The following is a 17564-nucleotide window of genomic DNA, read 5'->3' on the forward strand; positions in this document are numbered from 1 at the left end:
CCCAACTTCGAGCCGACCTCGCAAGGGATTCGGCGAAATTCGTGTTTTCTCAAGGTACGTTCCGCGTCGGAATGCGGAAGTCGTGCTTTCGATTTGTGAGGTGTGTCGGTTTATGCAGATTCTCGTTCGCGACAACAACGTCGATCAGGCTCTCCGGGCTCTCAAGAAGAAGCTGCAGCGTGAAGGCGTTTACCGCGAAATGAAGCTGCGTCGCCACTTCGAGAAGCCCTCCGAAAAGCGTGCGCGCGAAAAGGCTGCTGCCGTTCGCCGCGCTCGCAAGCTGGAGCGCAAGCGTCTCGAGCGCGACGGCGTCAAGTAAGATACCCGTCGGATAGGGCGTGGGGTTTGTCCCCCACGCCTTGTGCGGTGCCGGCCCGCTCCCCCACGCGACCTCGTTCGTGCTTGTCGATAACGGGCAAGCCTCGAAAGGTCGGGTGAGGGAGCGGGCCGATGTCGTGTCCGGCGCTGGTGTTTTTGCTGCGCGTTCAGGAAACGATTCGTGCAAGTGGTAACGCGGCTTAATCGCTTGCTGGTTGCGTTTTCCTGATCCATGAGGGCGCGGACGAATCCCGCGCCCTTTTGCGCATCCGTGCCTTGCGCGCGTATCGCAGCCGCTGGGCGCCACAAGATAACCAGGAAGGCTCCATGACAGAGATCACCCGCGTCCCGCTGCAGCCGGTTGCCAAGGGCGCCGTAGCCAAGATCTGGATCGGTGTTGCCGCGCTCGCGCTGGCTGGCGCCGGCATCGCTTATGCCGCGCTGCCGCCTTCGGTCCATGTTTCGACGATCAAGGCCGGTTCGGGCGATTCGCCGACGCTCGATGACGTGGTGCTGATCAACTACAAGGGCACGCTGCCCGGCGGTAAGGTCTTCGACCAGCAGAAGGGCGTGCCGATGGCGCTGGCGGAAGTCGTTCCCGGCTTCGGCAAGGCGCTGGTGAAGATGCAGCGCGGCGGCAAATACGACGTCGAGATTCCCGCCGCGCTCGGTTACGGCGCCAAGGGTGCCGGCCCGATTCCGCCGAACACCGACCTGAAGTTCGAGATCGAACTGATCGATTTCAAGAGCCGCGCCGAGATCGAGCAGCAGCAGCGTATCCTCCAGCAGCTTCAGCAGATGCAGATGCAGCAGGGCGGCGCGGCGGCCGGCGGCATGCCGGGTGGCGCGGCCCCCGAAGCCGCTCCGGTCCAGCCCTGATCGCGCGCCCGGTGAAGATCGCTTCTCTCGCGCTCGCTTCTCTGGTGGCGCTTGCGCTGCCGGTGGCGGCTCAGGCCGCCGCGAAGCCCGCCGCTCCGGCTCCGGCTTCGGCTCCGGCAGCGGCGCCTGCCGCACCCAAGGTCACGCTGGAAACGCTGACCAAGGGTGAGGGCGCCAGCCCCGGCCGCGATGACTTCGTGCTGATCGCCTACAAGGGCATGCTCAAGGACGGCACCGTGTTCGACCAGTCGGACGCGACGCCGATGCCGGTGGGCGAAGTCGTGCCCGGCTTTGCCGATGGCCTCGTGCAGATGCAGCGCGGCGGGTCTTACCGGCTGACGATCCCTTCGGCGCTTGGCTACGGTGCGGAAGCGTCCGGCCCGATCCCGGCCAATTCGGACCTCGTGTTCGAAGTCCAGCTGATCGACTGGAAGACCCGCGCCGAATTCGAGCAGATGATGGCGGCGGTTCAGGCCCAGCAGGAAGCGGCCGCTCCCGCCGATCCGCAGGCCCAGCAACCCAAGCAATAAGACATCGGCGGCCCTTTGCGGGTCGCTCGATGCTTGAAGCAATTCCGGCCGGGTGCTAGCGCCCCGGCCTGAACTTTCCGGTGCGCGCCTGCCGCGTGCCGGATTAATCGTGAAGGAAAGCCATGTCGGTCGATACCGCAACCGTTGCGAAGATCGCCAGCCTTGCCCGCATCAAGGTGAGCGAGGCTGAAATCGAGGCGATGGTCCCCGAACTCAACGGCATTCTCGCCTGGGTCGAGCAGCTTGGCGAGGTCGATACTTCGCAAGTCGAGCCGATGACCGCCGTCATCCCCAATACGCTGCGCCTGCGCGACGACGTGATCGATGCCGATCCGCTGACCGGCGGCGACAAGCGCGATGCCGTCCTGGCCAATGCTCCCGCCGCTGAACACGGTTTCTTCGGCGTGCCCAAGGTGATCGAATAAATGACTGATCTTACGGAACTTGGCGTCGCGCAGATCCGCGACGGTGTTGCCGGCGGCGACTTCACCGCCGTCGAAGTGGCCGAGGCGTTCAACGCCAACGTCGCTGCTGCGCAGGAAGCGCTGAACGCCTTCATCATCGCCACGCCGGAAAAGGCCGTCGAAGCCGCTGCCGCCACCGACGCCAAGCGTGCGCGCGGTGAAGCGCTGGGCAAGATGGGCGGCGTGCCGATCGGCATGAAGGACCTGTTCGCCACCTTCGACGTGCAGACCACCGCCGCCAGCCACATGCTGGAAGGCTTCAAGCCTCAGTACGAATCGACCGTTTCGCAGAAGCTGTGGGATGCAGGGGCAGGCATGCTGGGCAAGCTCAACCTCGACCAGTTCGCCATGGGCTCGTCGAACGAGACCAGCTATTTCGGCAACGTGATCTCGCCGTGGAAGCGCAACGACGGTGGCAATGCCGCGCTCGCGCCCGGCGGTTCCTCGGGCGGTTCCTCGGCCGCGCTGGCCGCGCGCCTCTGCCCGGCGGCGACCGGCACCGACACCGGCGGTTCGATCCGCCAGCCTGCCGCGTTCACCGGCACGACCGGCATCAAGCCGACCTACGGCCGCTGCTCGCGCTGGGGTGTGGTTGCTTTCGCCAGCTCGCTCGACCAGGCAGGCCCGATGGCCCGCTCGGTGCAGGACTGCGCGATCATGCTCGAAGCCATGGCCGGTTTCGACGCCAAGGATTCGACCAGCCTCGACCTCCCGGTGCCGAACTGGGAAGCCGCTCTCTCGGGCGACATGAAGGGCAAGAAGGTCGGCATTCCGAAGGAATACCGCGTCGATGGCCTGGACGCGGATGTCGCCAAGTCGTGGGATGACGGCATTGCCTGGCTGAAGGATGCGGGCGCCGAGATCGTCGAGATCTCGCTGCCGCACACCAAGTACGCGCTGCCGACCTACTACATCATCGCCCCTGCCGAAGCCTCGTCGAACCTCGCCCGCTATGACGGCGTGCGCTACGGCCTGCGCGACCTGCCGGACGGTGCGAACCTCCAGGACATGTACGCCGCGACCCGCGCCGCCGGTTTCGGCCCCGAGGTCAAGCGCCGCATCCTGATCGGCACCTATGTGCTCTCGGCCGGTTTCTACGACGCCTACTACACGCAGGCCCAGAAGGTCCGCGCGCTGATCGCGCAGGACTTCGCGCATGCCTTCGAAGAGTGCGACGTGATCCTCGCGCCGACCGCGCCCAGCGCCGCCTTCGGCCTTGGCGAGAACGTCGACGATCCGCTGAAGATGTACCTCAACGACGTCTTCGCGGTGCCCGCCTCGCTCGCGGGTCTCCCGGCGATGTCGGTGCCCGCAGGCCTCAACCGCGAAGGTCTGCCGCTGGGTCTTCAGGTCATCGGCAAGGCTTTTGACGAACAGGGCGTGCTGAACGCCGGTCTCGCGCTGGAACAGCGCGCGCTGTTCGCGGCCAAGCCGGAGAAGTGGTGGTAAGCTGGTCGTTCCTTTTCGAACTGGTCAGTGGCATCGCAGAGGTGTGGCCGATCCGGGAGCCGAAAAGGGAAGACGACCGACCCGCAGCTCGGCGCAAAGTGCCGGAGCGGGAAACAAATGACGGGGCGAGGCAGCGGCATCGGCTGCTGCGTCGCCCCAGAAGTGGACCGAAACACGATGACTGAATCAACCTATCGCATCCAGGGCGCCACCGGTGACTGGGAGGTCGTGATCGGCCTCGAAGTCCACGCGCAGGTCACCTCGAACTCCAAGCTGTTCTCCAGCTCGGCCACCGCGTTCGGTGCCGAGCCGAACTCGCAGGTGTCGCTGATCGACGCGGCGATGCCGGGCATGCTGCCGGTTCCGAACCGCGAATGCATCCGTCAGGCCGTGCGCACCGGCATGGCGATCGAGGCGCAGATCAACAAGTGGTCGCGCTTCGACCGCAAGAACTACTTCTATGCCGATCTTCCGCAGGGCTACCAGATCAGCCAGCTCTACCACCCGCTGGTCGGCGAGGGATCGCTGACCATCGAGGCGGACGAGAAGGCGGGCATTCCGGCCGACAAGGTGATCGGCATCGAGCGCATCCACGTCGAGCAGGACGCGGGCAAGCTGATGCACGATCAGCATCCGACGATGTCCTATGTCGATCTCAACCGCTCCGGCGTGGCGCTGATGGAAATCGTCAGCCGCCCGGACATGACCTCGCCCGCCGAGGCCGGTGCCTACGTGGCGAAGCTGCGCCAGATCCTGCGTTATGTCGGCTCGTGCGACGGCAACATGGACCAGGGCTCGATGCGCTGCGACGTCAACGTCTCGGTTCGGAAGCCCGGCGAGCCGTTCGGCACCCGTACCGAGACCAAGAACGTCAACTCCGTGCGCTTTGTCATGCAGACGATCGAGCACGAGGCGAGCCGTCAGGTCGACGTGCTGGAGAGCGGCGGTAAGATCGTGCAGGAAACCCGCCTGTTCGATCCGACCACCGGCTCGACGCGCTCGATGCGGTCGAAGGAAGACGCGCACGACTATCGCTACTTCCCCGATCCCGACCTGCTGCCGCTCGAACTCGACGATGCCTTCCTCGAGGAATGCCGCGCGAGCCTGCCCGAATTGCCGGATGCCAAGCGCGCCCGCTATGTCGGCGAACTGGGCCTGTCTGCCTACAACGCCGCCGTGCTGACCGCCGATGTCGAGACGTTCGCGTGGTTCGAGGCGCTGCTGGCCGAGACCGCGTCGGCACAGGACAAGGCCCCGGCCGACGTCGCCAAGCAGGCCGCCAACTGGCTGATCTCGGAATTCTTCGGCGCGCTCAACAAGCTGGGCAAGAGCCTTGAGGATTCGCCGATCAGCCAGAGCCAAGCGGCGGAACTGCTGGCGCTGGTGGGCAAGGGCACGATCTCCGGCTCGATCGCCAAGCAGGTGCTCGAGACCATGTTCGAGACCGGCGACAACGCGGGCGTGATCGTCGAGCGCGAGGGCCTCAAGCAGGAATCGGATACCGGCGCCATCGAGGCCAAGGTCGACGAGATCCTCGCCGCCAATGCCGACAAGGTTGCCCAGTACAAGGACGGCAAGGTCGCGCTGTTTGGCTTCTTTGTCGGCCAGACGATGAAGGCCATGGCCGGCAAGGGCAATCCGCAGGTGGTGAACGAGATCCTGAAGGCCAAGCTGGGCTGAAATATATCACCAGAGTCAGGCCCAAGACTGCTTGAAGTCGGTAGAATTCCGTGATTGATCTCCCCCTGGCGTTCATTCGAACGTCAGGGGGAATTTATGCGACACAGGACTTTACTGGCGCTGGCCATGCTTGCATGCGTCCAGCCGCTTGAGGGCGCTTTGGCCCAATCTACTTCAACCGAAGCGGCGGCGGCCGCATCGGTAGCCGCAAATACTTCCGTCACGATCGATAGCGTGACCGGATTGCCCATGCGCCGCTTCAGCGAGGCGGAAGTCGCGGCCGTGGCGATGCCAAAAACCGCCTTTGTCGAAACGCCGCTCATCGAGGCGGACTATGACAAGTATTTCTATTTCCAGCGCCCCGATACCAGCTTCGACGAGGCCTATGCCGACATCATCGAGTGTGACGCGCTGAGCAGCGGCGCCAGCTACTATGGCGGCGGCGATTTTGGCTCGACGGCGGCCTTCGCGCAGTACGGCGTGTTGCCGAGCGCGATCGGCGGCGCCATCGGTTCGGTGATTGCCGATGCCGTGTTTGGCTCGGCGGTGCGCCGCCAGATGCGCCGCACCAACTTGCGCAATTGCATGGGCTTCAAGGGTTACGACCGCTACGGATTGGAGAAGGACTTGTGGCAGGACTTCAATTTCGAGGAAGGACTGGACCGCGAGAACGCCAAGAACCGGGCCGAGGCACTGCTCAAGCAGGCGCGCGTGGCGTCGGGACCGGCACCGCAGCAGAAGGCGCTGGGCCTGTGATGCGCGCGCGTCTTGCATTCGCGGCCGCGCTGTCGCTGGCCGGTCTGGCTTCGCCCGCACTCGCCGACAAGGATCCGCCTCCCGCGCCGACCCTGGCCATCGAGGAGAAGAATCTCGTTTCCGGCAAGTACAAGATCGATCCCGCCCAGGGGTACATCTTCCTGCGTACGGACGGGCGGAGCAACGGCGCCTTCGTGCGCATTCCCGACGAGCAGGACCTTGCCGATTATACGGCTGTATTCGAAAGGTCCTTTGCGAAAGCCGTCAAGACATACGAGAGCCAGGCGGCGGGTTACGAGAAGGCGGTCACCTTTGCCCAGCAGCGCAACCTGATCGTGCCGCTCAAGCCGGTCAAACCCGAGCGTGAGACGTTCTCGGTGGGGGACATCGGGCAGCGCACCCTGGTGAACGTGGGTCCAATGTACGCGTTCTCGAAGAATGCGGCCACGGATGAATATAGCTATCTGCAGCTGGTGAAGCCGGGCACCTACATCTATTACGGCCCTGTCTTTGTCGCGGCCAATGGGGTGGGCAGCGGCGTCTGCTTCTGCATGGGATCGGTGCGTTTCGAGGTGAAGGCCGGGCAGATCACGGATCTTGGCGACTTCCTCACAGTCGCCCCCGACCAGACGGCGCAGGTGCCCTCGGACATGGATCCCAAGCTTGTTTCCCGGCTCCATGGACCGGGAACGCCGCGTTACGGATTGCCTGCCTCGCTGGCGGCCTACCCGTCGGCCAAGGCCGAGTTCCATGCGAGCGGCAAGCTCAACAACTTCTACGGGTTGACGGTGTCGCGCATGCAGCCGGTGCCCGGCGTGCTCGCCTATCAGCGTGACGTTGCGATCGATGTGGTCAGCGGCGAACGTGTCGTGCTCGGCTTCCCGCGGCCAATGCCCGGAGCGGCTGCAGCGCCGAACAGCGGCGGTGGGCAGCCCTGATCCTGCCGTAACCGACAAAAAACAGGCCCGGAAGCAAAGATCTGCTTCCGGGCCTGTTTGCTTGCCGCGTGCAGGGTCGCTCAGCCGACCTTGGTGCCTTCCAGCTTCATCGTGCCGAAGAAGCCGGCCTTGATCGTGCCGGTGAGCTCGGTGCCCTCGACGCTGGCCTTGCAGTCGAGGTCGATCGGCATCGGCGAGGTCATCTTCATCTTCCAGCTCAGCTGGTTGCCGCTGATCCTGCCGTCGCGCAGTTCCATCGTGCCGAGATCGCCGGTGATCTGGCCGGTGAAGGTGTCACCCTCGGGCACGATGGTGAGCGTGCCCTTCTGGTGGCCCATCGGCGTCTTGGTCGAGCATTGGTAGGTTCCGCCGAGCGACATCATGTTCTCCTGTTCGTTGCCGGGCGGTTCATTCCGATTCGTCGCCCGTTGCTGCCGGTGCCTGCTGGATTTCGATCGGCAGGCCAAGCCCCTTGAGCTGGGGTTCCACGACCTTGCGGTCGCCCACCACCACAAAGACCAGCCCCTTGGGGCGCAAGTACTGGCTGGCGGCCGCCGCCACCGCCGGTTCGCCGATGCCGCGATACTTGGCGGCGAGCGAGACGTAGTAGTCCTCCGGGCGGCCGAGGCGATCGTTCTGGCGGATCGCGCCGGCCATCTGTGCGTTGGTTTCGAACAGGTTGGGAAGCTGGCGGATGGCGCCGTCGGTCACGCGCTGGAATTCCTCGGCGGTGATGGCGCTGGTGGCCGGATAGGCGCCCATGTCGGCAATGATCGCCTTGATCGCGGCACCGGTCTTGTCGGACTGGACCGGGGCCGAGAGGGTGAAGGCGCTGGGGCCGACCGGCTGGCTGACGCGGCTGTAGACGCCGTAGGACCAGCCCTTTTCTTCGCGCAGGTCCTTGTTGAGGCGCGAGAGGAAGCCGCCGCCGAGCACTTCGTTGGCGAGTTGCAGCGCTTCGGTGTCGGGCGTGCGGCCGGTCAGCGGCAGCACCCGGCCGGCGACGATCACCGACTGGGGCGAATGCGGGCGGTCGATCAGCACGATGCGCGGCTGCTGGGCGGCGATCGGGGCGGTGATCGGCTTGGCCGGCGCCGGGGTGGCCGGAGCCTGCCAGGTGCCGAAAGCACGCTCGAGCAGCGGTTTGAGCTCGTCCATGGTGACGTCGCCCACCACGGTGATGCGGGCGAGGTCAGGGCGCAGCCACTTGTCGTGCGCGGCCTTGAGCGCGGCGGGGGTCAGCGCGGCCAGGCTGGCGGTCTGGCCCAGGCCGTCGCTCGGCTGGGCGTAAGGGTGGCTGCCGTAGAGCGCGCTGCCGAGAGCGCGCCGCGCGAGCCCGGCGGGCGTGGACTGGGCCTGCGCCAGCGCGGCTTCGGCCTGCACTTTCACCCGCTCCACTTCGGCGGGGGCAAAGGCGGGATGGCGCACGACATCGGCGAGCAGGTCGACCGAGGGGCTGAGATTGGCGGTCAGCGCGGACAGCGTCGCGCTGGAGGTGTCGAGCGATCCGTCGATGGAGATGCTGGCGCCGAGCCGTTCCTGCGCCTCGGCGATCTGGGTCGCATCGAGGTGCTCGGTGCCCTGGTCGAGCATCGCGAGCATGAGCCCTTGCGTGCCGGGCGTGTCGAGCGCGTCGGCTGCGTAACCGGCGTCGAAGTCGACGGTCAGCACCAGCTTGGGCACGGCGGTGCGGCGGGCGAGCACGATGGGAATGCCGTTGGACAGGGTTGCGCGCTCGATCGCGGGGAAGGCCAGCGCGCCGACCGGGGCGACCGGCGGGGCCGAGATCTTCGGCGCGGGCGGCAGCGCGGGGGCGGGCCGCTTGGCATCGGGCCTGGGCGCCGGGGTCTTGTCCTCGTCGCCCCAGCCGCCGAGCTTGGCGCCGTCCATCGTGCGTTCGCCCGGCACGATGTCGAGCGCATAGACGGGACGCGAGAGCCACGTGTTCATCGCCGCCTTGATCTTGGCAGGCGTGAGGGCGGCCATCGCCGCCAGGTCATGCTTGTACTTGGCGGGATCGTTGGAATAGGCCTGACCTTCCGCCAGCGTGGCGCCCTTGCCGTCGAAGCTGCCGACGCGTTCGAGGCCGCCGATCTCCTCGGACAGCGTGCTCATCACCGAGCGGCGCACTTCGTCCTCGGTCGGTCCGTCGCGCAGGAAGTCGGCCAGCACCTTGTCGAAGGCGGCATTGGCGCGGGCGCGGTCGACGCCGGGCTTCACTTGCATGCCCATGCTGAGGAAGCTCATGTCCTCCTCGACCTGGGCGGAAGCGGAAGCGCCTACTGCGAGCTGCTGGCCGCGCACCAGTTCGTTGGCGAGGCGCGAGCTGGCGAGGCCGCCGAGGATGTCCATGCCCACTTCGAGGGCCGGGGCATCGGCATCGTTGAGGCCGGGGCCGGTCCAGTTGCGGGTGAGGTAGGTGAGCGGAACCTGATCGGCGATCTCGCGGTGGAGCGGGGCGGGCAGGGTGACCGGCCCTGCGGTGACCGGCGCGACGTCAGGGCCGCGCGGGATCTGGCCGAACCACTTCTCGACCAGCGGCCTGGCGGTCGCCGCGTCGATGTCGCCGGTCAGCACGAGCACGGCGTTGTTGGGGCCGTAATGGTCGGTGAACCAGGCGCGCACGTCGCCGAGGCTGGCGGCATCGAGGTCGGCCATCGAGCCGATGGTGGTGTGGCGATAGGGGTGGCCGACCGGCAGCAGGCCGTCGTTCAGCGCGTACTCGAACAGCCCGTAGGGCTGGTTGTCGCCCTGGCGTTTCTCGTTCTGGACAACGCCCCGCTGCTTGTCGAGCTTGTCCTGGGTGACGGCGGGCAGCAGGTGGCCCATGCGGTCGCTCTCGAGGAACATCGCCAGCGGCAGCGCGCCGGTGGGCACGGTCTCGACGTAGTTGGTGCGATCGTAGGAGGTCGATCCGTTGCTCGAGGTGGAGCCGGCGGCGTCGAGCGGTACGTCGAAGTCGGGCACATTGGCGGAGCCGCCGAAGAACAGGTGTTCGTAAAGGTGGGCAAAGCCGGTCTTGCCGCGCGGTTCGTTCTTGGAGCCGACGTGGAAGTAGAGCGTGACGCCTACGATCGGCGCCTTGCGGTCGGTGTGGACGATCGTGGTGAGGCCGTTGGCCAGCACGAACTTCTCGTAGGGGATGTCCACCCTGGAGACGAGGGCGGCCGGGGAGGCGGCCTCCTCGGCCATCGCCGCGTCGGCAGCGGATACGACATCGCGTGCCGCCGCGCGGGTATCCGCGGCCGACGCCGGCGGGCTGGAAGCATTCGTGGTCGCGCAGGCGGAGACAAGAAGGGCGGTGGCAAGCGCAGTGGCGCTGGAACGAGAGGCAAGTCGCATGACCCAAGGTCTATCACGTTGATCGCGGCTGACCAGAGTTTCAATCGCTTGGAAGGCAACGGCGCTCGACCGGCGTCGTCGCCTTGCGCAAAATCGGATCAGCCGCGCCGGAAGATCTGCCCCGAATCGAAGCGGGTGATGCGCCATTCGCCATCGGCATCGCGGCGGCATTCCATCTTCACGTCGGCCACGGCCAGCGGGTCGCAATAGGTGTCGAACGGTCCCTCGCCGGCGGCGGCGAAGAACACCAGCAGGTAGCCGACGCTGGCCTTGTCCGCATCGTCGAACGAGACCCGCAGCGAGGTGATGATGTGGCGCATCGTCATCAGTCCGGCGCCGGCACGCAGGGCTTCCGCGCGGCCCTGGTAGAAGGCTTCGACCGCCTGCAGTCCTTCGCGCCATTCGCCGCCGACATTGTAGGCGACGTCTTCGGCCAGGACGTCCGCCTGTCGCATTTCGAGGCCGTTGTGGATGTCGAGTTCGTCGCCCCATTCATAGACGACCTGCTTGATCGCCAGCACGTCCGCAGCCTGTTGGGGGGTGAATTTCGCCACTGTCGATGCCTCTTCCGGTTGGTCTGGTTGTGGGCGCAGAGGCTATGCAAGGGTTGCTCCCGCGCCAAGCCTTCCTTGCACGAGCGGCGCGTTCAACGCCCCGGCGACGCGGCGGTGTTCGACCGGGTGCGAACGCCTGCGGTCGATTGGCACTGGCAATCGCGTGGGGCGCTCCCATCTAAGGGCCGTCCCGGGGCGATTCGATCGAGGCAATTGTGCGAAATCAATGCGAAACCCGCGGTTTCCCGACATTCTGAAAATCTTCAGAGAGGCACTTGTGTTGCATATATGCAACACTATATAATCGAGGTCAGGAGGCATTCACGACCATGAATCTCGAAAAGTTTACCGACCGGGCCAAGGGGTTCCTTCAGGCGGCGCAGACCGTTGCGATCCGCATGAACCATCAGCGCATCGGCCCCGATCACATCCTCAAGGCCCTGCTGGAAGACGGCGAGGGCATGGCCTCGGGCCTGATCCAGCGTGCGGGCGGCAATGCCGCGTTCGCGCAGCAGGAAGTCGACAAGGCGCTGGCCAAGGTTCCGGCGGTGTCCGGCAGCGGTGCGCAAAGCACGCCCGGGCTGGACAACGACGCCGTGCGCGTGCTGGACCAGGCCGAGCAACTGGCCACCAAGTCGGGCGACAGCTTTGTCACCGTGGAGCGCATGCTGCTGGCGCTGGCGCTCGCCACCACGACTTCGGCCGGGCAGGCGCTCAAGGCGGCCAATCTCACCCCGCAGGCGCTGGAAGCAGCGATCACCGAACTGCGCGGCGGCCGCACGGCGGACAGCGCCGGCGCGGAAAACGCCTATGACGCGATGAAGAAGTACGCGCGCGATCTCACGCAGGCGGCACGCGACGGCAAGCTCGATCCGGTCATCGGCCGTGACGAGGAAATCCGCCGCACCGTGCAGATCCTTGCCCGTCGCACCAAGAACAACCCCGTCCTCATCGGCGATCCCGGCGTCGGCAAGACCGCCATCGCCGAGGGCCTTGCCTTGCGCATCGCCAATGGCGACGTGCCCGACAGCCTCAAGGGCCGCAGCCTGATGGCGCTCGACATGGGCGCGCTGATCGCGGGCGCCAAGTATCGCGGCGAGTTCGAGGAACGCCTCAAGGCCGTGCTCGACGAAGTGAAGGGCGCGGAAGGGCAGATCATCCTGTTCATCGACGAGATGCACACGCTGATCGGCGCGGGCGCCTCCGAAGGCTCGATGGACGCGGGCAACCTGCTCAAGCCCGCGCTCGCGCGCGGCGAACTGCACTGCATCGGCGCCACCACGCTCGACGAGTACCAGAAGTACGTCGAGAAGGACGCTGCCCTGCAGCGCCGTTTCCAGCCGGTCTTCGTGGGTGAGCCGACGGTCGAGGACACCATCTCGATCCTGCGCGGCCTCAAGGAGAAGTATGAGCTGCACCACGGCGTGCGGATCACCGACGGTGCCATCGTGGCGGCGGCGACGCTCTCCAACCGCTACATCACCAACCGCTTCCTGCCCGACAAGGCGATCGACCTCATGGACGAGGCGGCCAGCCGCATCCGCATGGAAGTGGAAAGCAAGCCTGAGGAGATCGAGAAGCTCGACCGCCGGATCATCCAGCTGAAGATCGAGGAAATGGCGCTCGGCAAGGAGACCGACGAGGCATCGAAGGACCGCCTCGCCACTCTGCGCGAGGAACTGGCCAATCTCGAACAGCAGTCGAGCGAGCTGACCACCCGCTGGCAGAACGAGCGTGATAAGATCGCAGCCGAGGGCAAGATCAAGGAGCAGCTCGAAGCGGCCCGCGTGGAGCTGGAGCAGGCCCAGCGTTCGGGTGATCTCGCCAAGGCGGGCGAACTGTCCTACGGCACGATCCCCGCGCTTGAAAAGCAGCTGGCCGAGGCGCAGGCCCAGGCCGGAAACGCGCTGCTGCGCGAGGAAGTGACCGAGGACGACATTGCCGGCGTCGTCAGCCGCTGGACCGGCGTGCCGGTCGACAAGATGCTGGAAGGCGAGCGCGAGAAGCTCCTCAAGATGGAGGAAGTGATCGGTGCGCGCGTGATCGGCCAGAAGGATGCGGTCTCGGCCGTGTCCAAGGCGGTGCGCCGCGCCCGTGCGGGGCTGCAGGACCCGAACCGGCCGCTCGGCTCGTTCCTGTTCCTCGGCCCGACGGGTGTCGGCAAGACCGAGCTGACCAAGGCGCTGGCCGGCTTCCTGTTCGACGACGACAGCGCGATGGTCCGCATCGACATGTCGGAGTTCATGGAGAAGCACGCGGTGTCCCGCCTGATCGGCGCGCCTCCGGGCTATGTCGGTTACGACGAGGGCGGCGTGCTGACCGAAGCCGTGCGGCGCCGGCCCTATCAGGTCGTGCTGTTCGACGAAGTCGAGAAGGCGCATCCGGACGTGTTCAACGTGCTGCTGCAAGTGCTCGACGATGGCCGCCTGACCGACGGGCAGGGCAGGCTGGTGGACTTCACCAACACGCTGATCATCCTGACCAGCAACCTCGGCAGCCAGTACCTTGCCGGGCTGGACGAAGGGCAGGACGTGGAGACGGTCGAGCCGCAGGTGATGGAAGTGGTGCGCGGGCATTTCCGGCCCGAGTTCCTCAACCGTCTCGACGAGATCGTGCTGTTCCACCGGCTGGGGCAGGAGCACATGGGCCCGATCGTCGACATCCAGGTGGCGCGCGTGCAGAAGCTGCTCAAGGACCGCAAGATCGTGCTCGACCTCACCGATGCGGCCAAGCGCTGGCTGGGCCGGGTGGGTTACGATCCGGTCTACGGCGCGCGTCCGCTGAAGCGGGCGGTGCAGCGCTACTTGCAGGACCCGCTGGCCGAGAAGCTGCTGGGCGGCGAGATCCCCGACGGTTCCCACGTCCGGATCGACGATGGCGACGGGGCGCTGGCGATCAGCGTCGACTGATCGACCGGCAAGGATAGCCAAGAAACGAACAGGCGGGGGCCGGGCGCATCAGCGTCCGGCCCCGTTTTGTTTGGCCCCTCTCTCCGTTCAGGCGATCAGTTCACGCGGTGTGCCTTCATGGCGCGGATCGTCTCGAAGCGTGCCCAGTAGGAGCCGAGCGCGGCTTTCTCGAGTTCGATCGTCTGGCCGGAAGCGGGCATGCGCGCGGTGCCGAGGGGATCGTTGGTCTGCCATTCGGCGCCGTCGGAAAGACGGAACCAGATCTTGCCGTTGGCGATCTGTTTGACCGCCACCAGCGTGCTCTGGATCTTGTTGACCTGTTCGCCGGCGGCTTCCTCTTCATTGCCGCCGAACAGCCCGATGCGGGGAAGCGAGAACCCGAAGAGCGAACGACGGATTTCCTTTACGCCTTCATTGTCGATGACGCGCAGCTTTCCGGAATCGACGGACTGGGCAAACACCGCGCTTTCGCGGTCGAAACAGGCGAGCCGCTCGGCGTCCGACGCGATCGACCGGCAGGTTTCCAGCCTCTGAAGATCGGGCGGCGCGGCCGTGGGAGCATCCTTCGCCGCTCCCGCCTCCGGGAGCAGGAGGCCCAGGCACAGGGCTCCGAGCGAAAGAACGGACAAAAGGCTGTTGCCCCCGATGCGCATGACCTGGTGTGCTCCCTGTATCGTTGAGACTGGCGATGTGCCTACAGCAGGGCGCCGCATTTGCAAAACCGCGCTTGGGGAATCCTGGCGCCTTGTTTGCGCTGCGGTGTGCATTGCGGTGACAGGGCCGGACCGGGCACGGACTTTGAGTTTCAAGGAAAAAGGCCCGCCGCATGAAGCGGAGGGCCTTTTGCTTCCGGTCGTCCTGACCAAGGTCTTGGGGCTGTTGATCCGATTGCATCGGATGAGCTGCCCCAAGATTTCGGTTTCACGCGTTTTCCGGGTCATCAGGTGATTCCCCCTGATGAGAAAACGCCTTAGCCGTTCGGATTCATCCCGGCGCGGTTGCGGGTGATCAGGTCGTCCGCGTCCTGGCTCTGCTGTTCGCGGATGGCACGCCATTCCGCATTGGTCTTGCAGATGCGCTTCTTGACCACGAGCGAGCCGGTTTCCGTCAGCTGCTTGCAGCGGACGGCGTTGGGGGCATTGCGGTCGGGCTTGGGCGGATTGTCCGCAAGTGCCGGCATGGCCACGACAGCCAGGCCGGTCAAGAGGATGGCTTTGAGTACTTTCATGAAACAACTCCTTGGAGATCAAGAGACCGTTCGAGGCTTCCGCCAATTCGCGTGCTGTCTTCCCGGATCAGATCGCGGGCAGCGCCTGTCTGTCGGACTTTGTCTTGCTGTCGTCAGCCGTAGCGTAGAATTGCTGTAATAACATCTGCTCCGCAAGGGACAAATGCGGATTCCAGACGTCAAATATCAAAACGACCCGCAAATGATCGCTGTCGTTCCAGGCTTCGTGTTCTATCGTGTCGTCGAAGGCGAAGGCCGCGCCTTCGCGCCAGCTCCGGGTCTCTCCGCCGACCCGGAAACCGCAACCGGGCGGAACGATCAGGGGCAGGTGGATGATGGCGCGGGTGTTGGTCACCCCGGTATGGGGCGGGATCCGGCTGCCGGGTTTCAGCAGCGAGAAAAACGCCGAGGGCGTGCGGCCGGGGATGTCCGGGCGGGGGATCGCTTCCAGCGCGGCGGCCGTCTGCGGGCAGGCATCGCATACCGCGTCGTTGCGCTTGCCATATTCCCAGAGGAACACCGCGCCCCAGTCGAGCGACTGGTCGAGCGCGGTCCACTTGTTCTGCGGTGTTCCCGCCTCCTGCTGCACGTAAGGGCGCACATCCTTGCCGCTCCCGGCCATCAGTGCCAGGAATTCGCTGCGGATGGCCTCGGTTTTTGCCTCCAGGTCGCTCATCCAGGCAAAGTGCTTGCGGTCGAAGAATTCGTCGGCCGGCAGGAACGGATAGCGCAGTCCCGAGCAGTGGTTCTGGAACAAGGTGCGGCGGTTGAATTCGCGGTCGAGGCAGGCCTGGAAACGGCGGCGGGTCGTTTCGTCGGCCCCGCTCAGTTGGTCGGCCAGACCCGCTTCGACATAGGCGGCGAAATCGGCCTTGTGCGCCTGGAGGAAGCGCTTGCCCTGTTCGAGCATTTCGGCAAGCCCGGGCGGAATGTCGGCGAGCCCGGCCGTGAGTGCGAGCACCTTGCCCCAGGTGTCGGCCGCATCCTGCCGTTCATCCAGCCTTTGCTGCAACTGGCCCATGCGGATCTGCGCCATGAGGTTGCGCTGGTCGATGGCGATCGCCTGGCGCAGCGCCGCGCGTTCGCCTTCGCTATCGTCCCGTCCGCGCTCGGCCGAGGCAAGGTTCATCCAGAGCGCGGCTTCGCCGGGATCGCTCTGCGCCGCACCCCGGAAATGCTCGCGGGCTGCGGCAAAGTCCTTGCCGTCGAGCGCGATCAGGCCGAGCAGGTTGAGCGCCTGCGGCATGCCGGGTTGATGTTGCAGCGCTTCTTCCAGCTTGCTGCGGGCTTCTTGCACCTGCCCGGTCTGGCGTGCCTGCACGGCTTGTTGAAACAGACGTGTGACGATCGTGTTCATGTAAGTCCCCCCGCCCCGTCAGGGGCTGATGACATGATCGCTAGCACAAGTTTCCGCGCGGGCAACGGGCAGAATCGGAGCGCTCTTGTAAGGCGGGAAGACGCGTGCGAAGGCTGATCGGGATGACCGATACCCAGCTGCAGATCCGCGATGTCGTGAAGGATGCCCAATGGTTGGCGCACCGCTACGATCCAGGACACGACGCCTTTCATTTTCACCGGCTGCCGCGCGCGGGCCACGGCCAGATTCCGTTCCTGACCGATGAACATCTGGGCGATCAGGGGCGCCTGGTGCTGCGCCGTGCCGACGTCATGGCCCATGCACCGGCAGCCGCGCCGCTCCATTTCGTGTTCCATTCGGCCTATTGTTGCTCGACCCTGCTGGCTGCGGCTTTTGATAGTCCCGGGCTGTCGATCGGCCTCAAGGAGCCGACGCTGCTCAACGACATTGTCGGCTGGCGCCATCGCGGTGCCAAGGGGCCGGATGTGGCGCGGGTGCTGGACCAGAGCCTGCACATGCTGGCGCGGCCGTTCGGCCCCGCAGAGGCGGTTGTCGTCAAGCCGTCCAACGTGGTCAATGCGCTGATCCCGGGGATCCTGGCGCTACGGCCGCAGGCGCGGGCCTTGCTGCTTCACGCGCCGCTGGAGACCTATCTCGCCTCGATCGCGCGCAAGGGCATGTGGGGGCGCCTGTGGGTGCGCGACCTGTTCCAGAAGCTGGAGCTTGAAGGCATGCTGGCGCCGCTCGGCCTGGCGCGCGAGCAGTACCTCGGGTTGACCGATATTCAGGTGGCGGCGGTGGGCTGGCTGGCGCAGCAGCGCCAGTTCGAAGCACTGACCGCGCAATACGGCGACCGGGTGGCGACGCTCGATAGCGAAGTCCTGGTGGCCCGGCCGATCGATGCGCTTGTCGCGCTGGCCGGACTGTTTTCGGTGCCGATGTCGCGCGAGACGATCTCGGAGATTGTCGGCGGCCCGATCTTCACGCGCGATGCCAAGAACGGTGCGTCCTTCGAGGCGGGGCAGCGGGAACGGCAGGCGAGGGAAGGGCTGCGGGTGCACGGCGAGGAAATCGAGAAGGTCGCCCATTGGGCTTCCGTGCTCGCGGCGAATGCCGGTGTGCCGATGACCCTGTCGCGGCCGCTTCTGGCTTAGGCAGTG

General features: G+C 65.8%; 16 protein-coding genes. 10 read left to right on the forward strand and 6 right to left on the reverse strand.

Features of this window, described 5'->3' with window-relative positions:
* Positions 1 to 112: 112 nt before the first annotated feature.
* From rpsU to CA833_RS12590, 8 genes are all read left to right on the forward strand, one after another.
* Positions 113 to 319, forward strand: coding sequence for a 30S ribosomal protein S21 (gene rpsU, locus CA833_RS12555; RefSeq protein ID WP_132386556.1), 207 nt, complete (start codon positions 113 to 115; stop codon positions 317 to 319).
* Between the two features lie 326 nt (positions 320 to 645).
* Positions 646 to 1197, forward strand: coding sequence for an FKBP-type peptidyl-prolyl cis-trans isomerase (locus tag CA833_RS12560; RefSeq protein WP_207078210.1), 552 nt, complete (start codon positions 646 to 648; stop codon positions 1195 to 1197).
* Positions 1198 to 1208: 11 nt separating this feature from the next.
* Positions 1209 to 1727 carry an FKBP-type peptidyl-prolyl cis-trans isomerase gene (locus tag CA833_RS12565; protein WP_242526077.1) on the forward strand — a complete coding sequence of 173 codons (519 nt, stop codon included), beginning with the start codon at positions 1209 to 1211 and terminating at the stop codon, positions 1725 to 1727.
* Positions 1728 to 1849: 122 nt separating this feature from the next.
* Positions 1850 to 2152, forward strand: a complete 303-nt coding sequence (gene gatC / locus CA833_RS12570; RefSeq protein WP_021234714.1) for an Asp-tRNA(Asn)/Glu-tRNA(Gln) amidotransferase subunit GatC — start codon at positions 1850 to 1852, stop codon at positions 2150 to 2152.
* Complete coding sequence (gatA, locus tag CA833_RS12575; RefSeq protein WP_142634831.1) at positions 2153 to 3640, forward strand: Asp-tRNA(Asn)/Glu-tRNA(Gln) amidotransferase subunit GatA; 1488 nt, start codon at positions 2153 to 2155, stop codon at positions 3638 to 3640.
* A 177-nt stretch (positions 3641 to 3817) separates the two neighbouring features.
* Positions 3818 to 5320 (forward strand): Asp-tRNA(Asn)/Glu-tRNA(Gln) amidotransferase subunit GatB, encoded by a 1503-nt coding sequence (gene gatB / locus CA833_RS12580; protein WP_142634829.1) that lies wholly within the window; start codon positions 3818 to 3820, stop codon positions 5318 to 5320.
* A gap of 249 nt (positions 5321 to 5569) precedes the next feature.
* Positions 5570 to 6076, forward strand: a complete 507-nt coding sequence (locus CA833_RS12585; protein WP_207078211.1) for a hypothetical protein — start codon at positions 5570 to 5572, stop codon at positions 6074 to 6076.
* Positions 6076 to 7014, forward strand: coding sequence for a hypothetical protein (locus CA833_RS12590; RefSeq protein ID WP_142634827.1), 939 nt, complete (start codon positions 6076 to 6078; stop codon positions 7012 to 7014). The genes CA833_RS12585 and CA833_RS12590 overlap by 1 nt, the downstream gene beginning before the upstream one ends.
* A gap of 80 nt (positions 7015 to 7094) precedes the next feature.
* Here CA833_RS12590 and CA833_RS12595 read toward each other — a convergent pair whose 3' ends face one another.
* The 3 genes from CA833_RS12595 to CA833_RS12605 all read right to left on the reverse strand — a co-directional run bounded on the left by CA833_RS12595 (position 7095) and on the right by CA833_RS12605 (position 10910).
* A complete protein-coding gene (locus CA833_RS12595; RefSeq protein ID WP_207080081.1) occupies positions 7095 to 7394 on the reverse strand; it encodes a hypothetical protein in 300 nt (99 codons plus the stop codon).
* Between the two features lie 28 nt (positions 7395 to 7422).
* Complete coding sequence (locus tag CA833_RS12600; RefSeq protein WP_207078212.1) at positions 7423 to 10356, reverse strand: pitrilysin family protein; 2934 nt, start codon at positions 10354 to 10356, stop codon at positions 7423 to 7425.
* A gap of 98 nt (positions 10357 to 10454) precedes the next feature.
* Positions 10455 to 10910 (reverse strand): nuclear transport factor 2 family protein, encoded by a 456-nt coding sequence (locus CA833_RS12605; RefSeq protein ID WP_207078213.1) that lies wholly within the window; start codon positions 10908 to 10910, stop codon positions 10455 to 10457.
* Between the two features lie 329 nt (positions 10911 to 11239).
* Between CA833_RS12605 and clpB the strand changes: the two genes are divergently transcribed.
* Positions 11240 to 13819 carry an ATP-dependent chaperone ClpB gene (clpB, locus tag CA833_RS12610; protein ID WP_142634823.1) on the forward strand — a complete coding sequence of 860 codons (2580 nt, stop codon included), beginning with the start codon at positions 11240 to 11242 and terminating at the stop codon, positions 13817 to 13819.
* 95 nt (positions 13820 to 13914) lie between these two features.
* Here the strand turns inward: clpB and CA833_RS12615 are convergent, their stop codons facing one another.
* The 3 genes from CA833_RS12615 to CA833_RS12625 all read right to left on the reverse strand — a co-directional run bounded on the left by CA833_RS12615 (position 13915) and on the right by CA833_RS12625 (position 16404).
* Positions 13915 to 14586 (reverse strand): hypothetical protein, encoded by a 672-nt coding sequence (locus CA833_RS12615; RefSeq protein WP_207078214.1) that lies wholly within the window; start codon positions 14584 to 14586, stop codon positions 13915 to 13917.
* A gap of 203 nt (positions 14587 to 14789) precedes the next feature.
* Positions 14790 to 15047 (reverse strand): hypothetical protein, encoded by a 258-nt coding sequence (locus CA833_RS12620; protein WP_142634821.1) that lies wholly within the window; start codon positions 15045 to 15047, stop codon positions 14790 to 14792.
* A 67-nt stretch (positions 15048 to 15114) separates the two neighbouring features.
* On the reverse strand, positions 15115 to 16404 hold the full coding sequence (locus CA833_RS12625) for an aspartyl/asparaginyl beta-hydroxylase domain-containing protein (RefSeq protein WP_207078215.1): 1290 nt from the start codon (positions 16402 to 16404) through the stop codon (positions 15115 to 15117).
* A gap of 122 nt (positions 16405 to 16526) precedes the next feature.
* Here CA833_RS12625 and CA833_RS12630 point away from each other — a divergent pair, with 122 nt between their 5' ends.
* Positions 16527 to 17558, forward strand: coding sequence for a hypothetical protein (locus CA833_RS12630; protein WP_207078216.1), 1032 nt, complete (start codon positions 16527 to 16529; stop codon positions 17556 to 17558).
* Positions 17559 to 17564: the final 6 nt, after the last annotated feature.

Origin of the sequence: Novosphingobium sp. KA1, assembly GCF_017309955.1 — a bacterium.
Classification (GTDB): domain Bacteria; phylum Pseudomonadota; class Alphaproteobacteria; order Sphingomonadales; family Sphingomonadaceae; genus Novosphingobium.